At 56.7% G+C, this 10079-nt stretch carries 6 protein-coding genes and 1 riboswitch; of the genes, 1 reads left to right on the top strand and 5 read right to left on the bottom strand.

The genetic code is table 11. The features are described 5' to 3' along the window. Window positions 1–138: 138 nt before the first annotated feature. The 5 genes from AMR42_RS16985 to dxs form a co-directional block, all read right to left on the bottom strand. Window positions 139–462 (bottom strand): DUF2499 domain-containing protein, encoded by a 324-nt coding sequence (locus AMR42_RS16985; RefSeq protein WP_099534837.1) that lies wholly within the window; start codon window positions 460–462, stop codon window positions 139–141. 88 nt (window positions 463–550) lie between these two features. Next, window positions 551–1393 (bottom strand): ABC transporter ATP-binding protein, encoded by an 843-nt coding sequence (locus AMR42_RS16980; protein ID WP_099534836.1) that lies wholly within the window; start codon window positions 1391–1393, stop codon window positions 551–553. Between the two features lie 45 nt (window positions 1394–1438). Further along, a complete protein-coding gene (locus AMR42_RS16975) occupies window positions 1439–2899 on the bottom strand; it encodes a CmpA/NrtA family ABC transporter substrate-binding protein (RefSeq protein WP_099534835.1) in 1461 nt (486 codons plus the stop codon). Between the two features lie 173 nt (window positions 2900–3072). After that, window positions 3073–3921, bottom strand: coding sequence for a nitrate ABC transporter permease (gene ntrB / locus AMR42_RS16970; protein WP_099534834.1), 849 nt, complete (start codon window positions 3919–3921; stop codon window positions 3073–3075). A 4-nt stretch (window positions 3922–3925) separates the two neighbouring features. Continuing rightward, window positions 3926–4053, bottom strand: a riboswitch (cyclic di-AMP (ydaO/yuaA leader). 497 nt (window positions 4054–4550) lie between these two features. Next, window positions 4551–6455 (bottom strand): 1-deoxy-D-xylulose-5-phosphate synthase, encoded by a 1905-nt coding sequence (gene dxs / locus AMR42_RS16965; protein WP_099534833.1) that lies wholly within the window; start codon window positions 6453–6455, stop codon window positions 4551–4553. A 533-nt stretch (window positions 6456–6988) separates the two neighbouring features. On the opposite strand from dxs, the gene AMR42_RS16960 reads away from it, so the two are divergent. After that, window positions 6989–10036 (top strand): GAF domain-containing protein, encoded by a 3048-nt coding sequence (locus AMR42_RS16960; RefSeq protein WP_158234526.1) that lies wholly within the window; start codon window positions 6989–6991, stop codon window positions 10034–10036. Window positions 10037–10079: the final 43 nt, after the last annotated feature.

Below are 10079 nucleotides of genomic sequence, written 5' to 3'. Positions count from 1 at the left end.
GAGGTCTTTGCTGTAGGTCATGCTGTCTCATTCCTAATTGAATGTACTATAGATTCGGCTCAACAACGACGGTCACAAGGATCAATCACAATCAAGGCCCCTGTTTGGGGCAGGGGGCCGACTTTCAAGACCGAATTCCTAGAGATCTTTTTCAGATCCTGACGGGTCGATCGGGCGAGATCGCCAGATCCACCAAGCCCCCGCACAAAGCGTGCAATTACCGATCACCGTCGTGGCCGCTTGCACCGTCACCAGCCACTCCAATCGCGGTGCATTGTCAAAAAAGTGCCAGGTACAGGCACACATGGCGCTCACCAGAGCTGGCAACATGCCCCAAGACAAGGCCCGCCAGCTCGGATTGTCGGTGAGGTCGCCGTAGCGCCAAATCAGCACGATCGCCGCGATCCACTCGATGACGCTGGAAACATGCACGATCCAAGTGGGAATTGATAGGGCATTCATTGGGATGTAGTCGGCTCAGCCGTCAATTAATCGTGATCTAACAACCATGGTCTAACCCCTTAGTCTAAAAGGGTTCCGGGGATTGGCCCTAGTCGCGCACAAAGTTGTGATCCAAAAAATTGAGGGCGTGGTTGCGTAGCTCGTAATACTCAGGAGATTCGCGGATCTCGTGGATGTTGCGCGGGTGGGCAAAGGGCACGGTCAGGATTTCGCCGATTTGGGCCGCCGGGCCGTTGGTCATCAACACGATCCGATCGGACATATACAGCGCCTCGTCCACATCGTGCGTCACCATCAACACCGCCTGGCGATGGCTCTCCCAAATGTCCAACACCTGGCGTTGCAGCTTGCCCCGGGTCAGGGCATCCAGGGCCCCAAACGGTTCATCCATCAACAACACCTTGGGCCGCACGGCCAGGGCGCGGGCAATGCCAACGCGCTGCTTCATGCCGCCGGAAATTTGGTCGGGATATTTGTCGGCGGCGGCGGCCAGGTTGACCATTTCGATATGTTCGTTCACCAGGTCGCTTTTTTCGGCGGGCGTGGCGGTTTTCAGCACTTCATCGATCGCCAGCCGAATGTTTTCGCGCACGGTCAGCCAAGGCAGCAGGGCATAGTGCTGAAACACCATCATCCGATCAGCTCCAGGCTTGGTGATCGGTCGCCCTTCAATTTCCACAGTGCCAGCGGTGATTGTTTCCAAACCACCCACAATCCGCAGCAGGGTGGACTTGCCGCAGCCCGAGTGCCCGACGATCGAAATATATTCGGTGCTGCCCACGGTCAGGTTGATGTCATTGAGGATCACGGTGCGATCGCCCTTGGGATTGGTGAACGCCTTGTAGAGATGCTCAATCTTTAGGAAGGGTTGCCGATCGGGGCTGGTGCGATCGCGCTGGGCGGTGGACTGGGGCGGATTGGGTTGCGTCATGGGTCAAACACCAAAAATTCAAAAGCAAAAACCAGCGGTTGGCCGCTAACCCCACAGGGAAAACCGTTGGGGACGATTAGCGCGAATTTCAAAACTGTTCAGATAGTGATCGAGGTCGCTGGGGTCGAAGGCCCGGCGATCGATGAAGCGATCGGCTGGCTCCACCTTGTAATCGTCGCTGGGGCAAGCAATGCCCAATTCCCCGGCAATTTCCCGATAGAGATCCGTGCGCCAAGCCCGTTTGGCCAGGGCTTCGGCGTTGGGTGGAATCCGGGGAATTTGCCCCCACCGGGCCGCCTGGGTCATCAGCCACAGGGCCTGGGATTGCCACAAGAAGGTGGAATGGTCGCCGGGCACTTGGGCCAAGGTTGGCGCGAGGTCAAAAAACATGGTCGTGTCGGGCGATCGCACCTCTCGCCGCCGGCCATCAAATCCGCCGTAGTTGTAATTGCCCACCAGGGCCGGAGCCGTGAACTGGGTGGCGCAATTGGGCAAATCCTTCAGATTTGAGAGATTGATATCCTGGGGCACGGAGCATTTGCGCGGCACGGCTCCCGTGTACGATCGCGCCACAATCAGCCGGGCAATTTCCTCCCGATGTTCCGGCCGGCCGCAATATTGGCAGGCTTCGATCAGGGCTTTCACGAGCGATCGATAGGTCTTGGGATAGCGATCGATGAAGGACTCCATCACCGCCAACACCCGATCGGGGTGGCCCTGCCAAATTTCCCGACCCTGGGCGCAGGTAAAGCCCACCCCCACATTGCCCGCGATCGCCCGGGTGTTCCAGGGTTCAGCCACCATGTAGCCCTGCATCGCTCCAATCCGCATATTCGTGACCATTTGCGGCGGCGGAATAATCACCAGGCGCAAATCCGCCAGCGGGTCAATGCCCACGGCCGCCACCAGATAGCGCACGAAATATTCATAAATCGACGAACTCAGCACCACCGCCCAGACCCGTTGCTCGGGCGGGAGCGATCGAAAATAGCGGCCAAAATCTCGCCCAAAGGCATCCAAATTGCCGCCATATTCGTGCAGCGGCCGCAACCCCGCCTCCCACATGGCCCGATTCATGGTCAGGGCATTGCCGTGACGGTGAATGGTCATGGCGGCGCACATGGGGGCCTGACGCGCGCCCTCGGCTCCCACCCGCGCATTGGTCACGGCTCCCGATACCACGGGCGAAGCATCCAGCCGCCCAAAGATCACACCATCGCGCGCCGTGCCCCAACTGGCCTCGCGGCTGAGGGTAACATTCAGCCCATATTTTTGGAAAAAGCCCTTTTCGTAGGCGATCGCGATCGGGGCGCAATCATTCACCGGCACAAACCCGATTGTTAAATTCGGCTTTTCCAGCGTCGCCGGATCGATCACCGGCTTGATGTCTTGGGCGATCGCCCGGCGGTTGGGCTTCAGAGCCAGGGGATCATAGGCAGCCAGCCCCGTTGCCAGGGCAAACCCTCCCAGTCCCCACAGAAGAGAGCGGCGATCGAGCGTTCCCACAAAATCACCTCTTGGTTGAGTGCGTTGAATTAAGTTGGCTAGGTCAGTCGGGTTGAAGCGCAAAACCCAACACCCGGAAGTTGGTCATGTAGGTTGGGTTGAGGCACGAAACCCAACGCCCGCAGGCATGACAGCGATCGCGCTGAGTTCCAAAAAGCGCAACCCAACCGGTGCTAAAGCTGTTTGGGCGCAGGCCGGTGGGTAATCGCCTGCTGCAACTGGCCCAACAGCCAATCCAGCACCAGCCCCGTCCCCCCGATCGCCCCGATCGCCAGGAAGACCGAATTCAAATTCAGGCGGCTCCACTCATCCCACACAAAAAAGCCAATTCCCACACCACCGGTCAACATTTCCACCGCCACAATCACCAGCCAAGCAATGCCCAAACTGATGCGTAAACCCGTGAAAATGTAGGGCAAACTCGCCGGCCAAACCACCGCCGTCATCCGTCGCCAAGGGGACATTTCCAGCATTTTTGCCACTTCCAAATAGTCTTGGGGCACGCTAGAAACGCCCAAGGCCGTATTCACAATCGTTGGCCAAAGGGACGTAATAAAAATCACGAAAATGGCAGACGGATTCGCCAAATTAAAAGTCGCCAAAGCCACCGGTAACCAAGCCACGGGCGACACAGGGCGCAAGATTTGGACGATCGGGTTAATGGCCAACATAGCCCAACGAGATGAGCCAATCAAAAAGCCCACAGGAATTGCCACGATCGACCCCAACAAAAATCCCAAAAACACCCGTCGCAGGCTGGACAACAACAGCCAGCCAATCCCCAAATCACCGGGGCCACGACGATGAAACGGGGTCAAAATTGCATCGGCATTGGCCACCAGTGCTTCCCAAGGAGTCGGTAACAACTTGGTGCCAAAGGTCGCCACCAACCACCACAACAGCAGCAGGCCCCCAAAGCCGATCGCCGGGAAGACGATCGCCTCATAACGGGTGAGCCAGCGACCAGCAAAACGAGCAGATGGGCGCACAGAAGCGCCGCCCGGAATGGTCGGATTTTTCATGGGTAGAATCTCCCCTCGTTGCCGACGAAGTTAGCTGACGGGCTAGGACTGAGAGGTGTCCCCTTTCACGCAGAAAGTAAGCCCCAAAACACGGGTCCTCCGCTCCAACCATCGATGTTGCAATCGCAAGTCGCCACTCATTGGGCTAGGGGCGATCGCGCTGTTCGATTGATTGGATTAGGCTAGGCATACGTTTTTGAACCTATCATCGCCTCCTTGGGTTTGTCAATTATATTTGGCAGCAATTTTGGAGATTTTTTGATCTGAAATCTTGACAATAGAGACTTGATCTAAATTCGACAAAAAATATTATTTGTAGATCACAATTAAATCCAAGAATTAGAAATAAAAACTCTTTGTCTTCAAAATAGAAGATTGCCCAATCATATTGCTCAATAAATTATTTTCTAGAACCAAATAGAATCAAACAAGCCCGTGGGGTGGGCACTGCCCATCTGTAATCAATCGCTTAACGAAACCGCCTAACAAATTGGATCACCGGTTGGTAGAGCGTGATCATGTCTTTGGGCTAGCGGGTGGTGGGCATTGCCCACCCTACAGCTACAGCTTCGCGATCGGGGCGGCCCGGTTGAGCGATCGCCCGATCGCCCAACCCGACATTTTGGAATCTAAACCGCTGCCATTTCTGGCTTACGGCCCAACTGCGTCAACAAGCGATCGGCAATCTGCGGCCCCGTCAGACCCAGGCTTTGCATCGACTGGCTCGGCGTGGCGTGCTCCACCAAAATGTCCGGCACACCCAAGCGGGTCACCGGCACGGTCACACCCGCATCGCTGAGGGCTTCCAGCACCGCCGAACCGAAACCACCCATCAGGCAGCCTTCCTCGATCGTCACCACCCGGCCAATCTTCTGGGCCAGGGGCACAATCAGTTCCGTATCCAGCGGCTTCACGAATCGGGCATTCACCACCGTGGCTTCAATGCCGTGCTCACTAAGGATTTCCGCCGCTTGCATGGCCGGATAAACCATCGTGCCGTAGCCCACTAGCAACAGATCATCGCCGGTTCGCAGCACTTCGCCCTTGCCGATCGACATCGGCTCCCAACCCGCTTCCAACAACGGCGCACCTACGCCACTGCCCCGGGGATAGCGCACGGCGATCGGGCCCGGATGGGTCACACCCGTTACCAACATCCGCTGGAACTCCGCCTCATCCTTGGGAGCCATGATCGTCAGGTTGGGGATACAGCGCAGGTAGGCAATGTCATACATCCCCTGGTGGGTGGGCCCGTCGGCTCCAACCACGCCGGCCCGATCCATACAGAAGAAGACCGGCAGATCCTGGATACACACATCATGGATCACCTGGTCAAAGGCCCGCTGCAAGAAGGTGGAATAGATCGTCACCACCGGGCGTGCTCCCTCGCAGGCCATGCCCGCCGCCATGGTCACGGCGTGCTGTTCGGCAATGCCCACATCCACATATTGGTTCGGCAGCTTGGCTTGGAATTTATCCAGGCCGGTACCGGTGGCCATGGCCGCCGTGATGGCCACAATTCGAGGATCGTTTTCCGCGAGTGTAATCAGGGTTTCTGCAAAAACTTTGGAGTAGCTGGGCGGCGTGGGCTTGCTGGCGGGTTTGGCCTTGCCCGTTGCCAAATCAAAGGGATTTTGAGCGTGGTAACCCACTTGATCTTTTTCGGCGATCGCGTAGCCCTTACCTTTGGTGGTGGCCACGTGGACGAGCACAGGGCCCTTTTGCTTGTGGCCTTCGCGGAAGATGTCAATCAGTTCTTTAATGTTGTGACCGTCAACGGGGCCCATGTAGGTGAAGCCCAATTCTTCAAACACTGCGCCGACTTTCGACACGGCCAGGCGCTTCATGCCTTCTTTGACCCGATCGAGTTCCGGCGACAGGGAACCGCCAAAGAACGGCAAATGCTTCACCTGCTCTTCGATGTTGTCCGTCAGGAATTGCATCGGCGGGCTGAGGCGCATTTTGTTCAGGTAGCGCGACAGGGCCCCGACGTTGGGTGAAATGGACATGTCGTTGTCGTTCAGCACCACCATCAGGTTGGTGTCGGGCAGGTGGCCCGCGTGGTTAATGGCTTCAAGGGCCATCCCGCCGGTCATTGCGCCGTCGCCGATGATCGAAACCACTTTGTAGTTTTCGCCGGCCATGTCCCGAGCGATCGCCATGCCCAAACCGGCGGAAATGCTGGTGGAGGCGTGGCCCGCGCCGAAGTGATCGAACTTACTTTCACAGCGCTTGAGATAACCGGCAATGCCGTCCTTTTGGCGCAGGGTATGGAACTCGTTGTAACGACCGGTAATCAGTTTGTGGGGATAGGCTTGGTGGCCCACGTCCCAGATCACCTTGTCGCGATCGAGGTCAAGGGTTTGATAGAGGGCGACTGTTAATTCCACCACGCCTAAACCGGGGCCCAGGTGACCGCCGCTGGTGGCAACGGTTTGCAGATGTTTTTCTCGAATTTGGCGGGCAATTTCTTCTAATTGGGCGATCGACAGCCCATGAAGTTGATTGGGGTGAGTAAGTTCGCTCAGATGCATAGGCGGCCACCTTGGGTGTTGGATATGGGGAATTTTGGTTTTGTACTGACCCCTATCGACTCTAACGAATCTCCATACCGTTTTTATATTTGGCGCAAATTGATTGCCGCGATCGACCGCTCATCCAGCGGGATCCAAAATCGTTGACCTTACGGTTTCCGCAGTGCGTGGTCAGTACATTGCTTTTGAGTGACCCATTCCCTGAAGATAGAAATTGACATCTGTAAAAGATTGGGATCTTGAGATCTAGGGATCTGCAAAGCAAGCGGCACTGGTGCATCACCATCTAGCGCCTTGGGGCCAGTCGCTTGGGGAGCAGCGCCTTGGGGGGAGCGGCCCCTTGGGGATCAGGGGCGAGGCGCGATGCTTTGGGGTTGTCTGCGGGTGGGGACGATCGATCCTCTGTTCAGCACCGTCTAGCCCGTCAATCGCTAGTCTTGGGCCAACGGTGGCGATCGTGTTGATGCACAGGTTAAGCAGCTATGGAATTAGAGTTACAGAAGCCACGCAAAGGCACTCAGGAACAGCTACTGATGGGGATTGCAAACCGGATTCGGCAGTCCCTGGAGCTGAGCGAAATCCTGGCGGTGACGGTGGCGGAGGTACGGGCTTTTTTGGAGACCGATCGGGTCAAGATTTACCAATTTTCGCCCGAGGGCCATGGCACGGTGGTGGCCGAATCCCTCGTGCCCGATCGACTGCCTTCCTTGAAGGGGTTGCATTTTCCAGTGGATGATATTCCGCCCCAGGCCCGCGAGTTGTTCGTGCGGGCCCGCCAGCGAGTGGTGGTGGATGTGGCCGAATGCCAAACGGGCCTGAGTGCCATGGATCCCCCGGGCGATGGTGAATTACGCAGCCCTTCAACGATGCGCTACCGTCCGGTGGATCCATGCCATGTGGAATATCTGACGGTGATGGGGGTGCAGTCGTCGGTGGTGGTTCCGATCGTGCTGGATAACTTTCCGGCCACCTCTGAGCCGCCCGTTTCCAGCACTTTGCACATGGGCAACCTGTGGGGGCTGTTGGTTTCTCACCACGCGGAACCCCGATCGGTGGATGAGGAGGAACTGCAATTCATCCAAGCGGTGGTCGATCAGGTGGAAATCGCGATCGCCCAGTCAATTTTGGTGCAACGGGTCACGGATCAAGCCCTTCAGGAAGCGAGCATTAACCGCGTCACGGCCCTGTTGCACGAAGCGCCCACGGGCCAACTGCAAAAGGCCCTGGAAGAAACGGTGCAAATTTTGGGAGGGAGCGGCGGCCGGCTGTGTCTTTGGCCCGGGGGCCAGACCGATCGGGAACTGTATACGGTGGGGCCCCAGCCCCATCCCCTGGCCACCACGGATCAGCGCCCCTTTGAGGAACACCGGCTGGTCTATGCCTTTTTGAAAGCGGGCGCAGTGCCCGAGCCACCGCCCAGCACCACCACTCAGGATTGGTCTGTGGAGTGGATGCGCGCCAACTATGGCCTGGCGGCCCCACCCCAGGACAGCAGCAGTTTTAGCCAGCGCGTTTGGGCGATCGGGGACATCCATCGAGAACCCCTGCTGCGATCGGTGGCTCCCTCGTTTCAGTGGCTGCCGATCCGGGGGCTGATTTTGGTTCCCCTCTATTACGGCAGTGAGTTACTGGGTTGCCTCAGCATTTTTCGGGATGAGGTCAACACCGATGAACTGTGGACCGGCTGGCACGACCCGGACACGCGCCAACTGATGGCCCGCCATTCCTTTGAGGTGTGGCGACAAATCAGAATCGGCCAGGCCCAACAATGGACGGTTTCTGAGGTGAAGCTCGCCCAGGCGTTGGGGGAACGGTTTGCCACGGCGGTCAAGCAGCATTGGCTGTATACGGAGGTGAACAGCCTGAACGCCAGCTTGGAGGCCCAGGTGCAGGCCCGCACGGCGGAGTTGCGACAATCAAACGAGGAACTTCAGCGATCGACTGCGGATCTGGAACGGGTGATCCATCAGCAACAGACCCTGGCGCGATTGATTGCCAAAATTCGCGAGTCTTTGGATCTGGAAACCGTGTTTCGCACCACGGCGCGGGAAGTGCGGCAACTGCTGCGGGCCGATCGCGTGGTGGTGTTTGCCTTTAATTCCCAAGCCCCGACCGCCCAGGGCAAAATCATTGCGGAAGATCGGGCCCGGGGTTGCACCTCCATTTTGCACTTGGAATTAGAAGATCCCTGCTTTAGTGATCAACATGTTCTTCAATACCAAGTGGGCAAAGTTCACAGCATCCCGAATGTCCACAATTCCACCATGCCCGATTGCCATTTGGAAATGTTGCGGACTTGGCAAGTGCAGGCCAATTTGGTGATTCCGATCATTCAAAGTGAGGAACTGTGGGGACTGATGGGCATTCACCAATGCACCGCTCCCCGGGACTGGCAAGACTCGGAAGTGGAGTTTTTGCGCCAGGTTTGTGCGCAACTGGGTGTGGCGCTTCAGCACACGGAATTGCTGCAACAAACCCGATCGCAAGCGACTGAATTGGCCCAAACCCTGGATGAGCTAAAGCAAACCCAAATGCATTTGCTCCAAAGCGAGAAGATGTCAATTTTGGGGCAATTAATCGCTGGCGTTGCCCATGAAATCAATAACCCGATCGGGTTTATTCATAGCAACTTGGGCCCCATTCGTGAATATTCTGAATTTTTGATTCAACTGGCCCGACTGGAAGCCCAGCAAGCACCACAGGAGCAGATTCAAGCCTTACTGGAAACCTTTGATTTAGACTTTCTGGCGCGGGATTTTCCCAAACTGCTGGATTCAATGCATTTGGGCACTAATCGAATTCGGGAAATTGTCTCGGCGCTGCGTGGTTTTTCACGGGTCGATCGCACCATTACCAACGCCCTTTACCTGCAAGAGGCGATCGAGTCTACCCTGATGATCTTGCAATATCACCTGAAGCCCAATGGCAGCTATCCCGAAATTGAGATCATTCGGAATTATGACAACATTCCCCCCATTGAATGCTATTCCGGTCAAATTCATCAGGTTTGCATGAACTTGCTTTCCAATGCGATCGATGCTTTGCGCGAGGCCCAAGAAGAGCAACTGAGTCGCGATCAATTGCCCTTCATTGGTCGCATTTGGATTGAGCTTTCACAACCGGATCCTCAGCATATTGGTGTCACCATTCGAGACAATGGGCCGGGGATTCCGGAAGCGATTCAATCCCAATTATTTGATCCGTTCTTCACCACAAAACCCCTAGGTAAGGGAACGGGCTTGGGCCTATCAATCAGCTATCAAATTATTCAGCGCCATCGCGGCAGCATGGTTTGTCGATCGGCCCCTAGCCAGGGTGCAGAATTTACGATTACCTTACCCATTACCCAAACGCCGTCGGCCAATGGGGCCTCGGAGATGGGCCCCCATGGCGACGGCCTGCCCGCGGCCCAGCAACCCGCTTGGTCACCGGAGCTAAGTCTCAACAAACCCGAGGCCCGCCTGAACACGATCACCACGCGCCAATTGCTGCCGGGTCGCAAATCAGAATTATCGTTCCTGCCGATCGAGCCGGACGCTCGGGGCGATCGACCCACCCTTTCCGCCGAGGCCACGGAATGAGCTGAGGCCACCCAATCACTGACCGATACTTTTTTGCTAACGG

This window comes from Limnothrix sp. PR1529, from assembly GCF_002742025.1.
GTDB lineage: Bacteria > Cyanobacteriota > Cyanobacteriia > CACIAM-69d > CACIAM-69d > CACIAM-69d.
Note: the sequence above shows the minus strand (reverse complement) of the source record. Positions and strands in the feature narration are given on the sequence as shown.

Coding starts and splice junctions, on each gene's coding strand:
- AMR42_RS16985 (WP_099534837.1), bottom strand. CDS start 462: ATGAATGCCCTATCAATTCCCACTTGGATCGTGCATGTTTCCAGCGTC.
- AMR42_RS16980 (WP_099534836.1), bottom strand. CDS start 1,393: ATGACGCAACCCAATCCGCCCCAGTCCACCGCCCAGCGCGATCGCACC.
- ntrB (WP_099534834.1), bottom strand. CDS start 3,921: ATGAAAAATCCGACCATTCCGGGCGGCGCTTCTGTGCGCCCATCTGCT.
- dxs (WP_099534833.1), bottom strand. CDS start 6,455: ATGCATCTGAGCGAACTTACTCACCCCAATCAACTTCATGGGCTGTCG.
- AMR42_RS16960 (WP_158234526.1), top strand. CDS start 6,989: ATGGGGATTGCAAACCGGATTCGGCAGTCCCTGGAGCTGAGCGAAATC.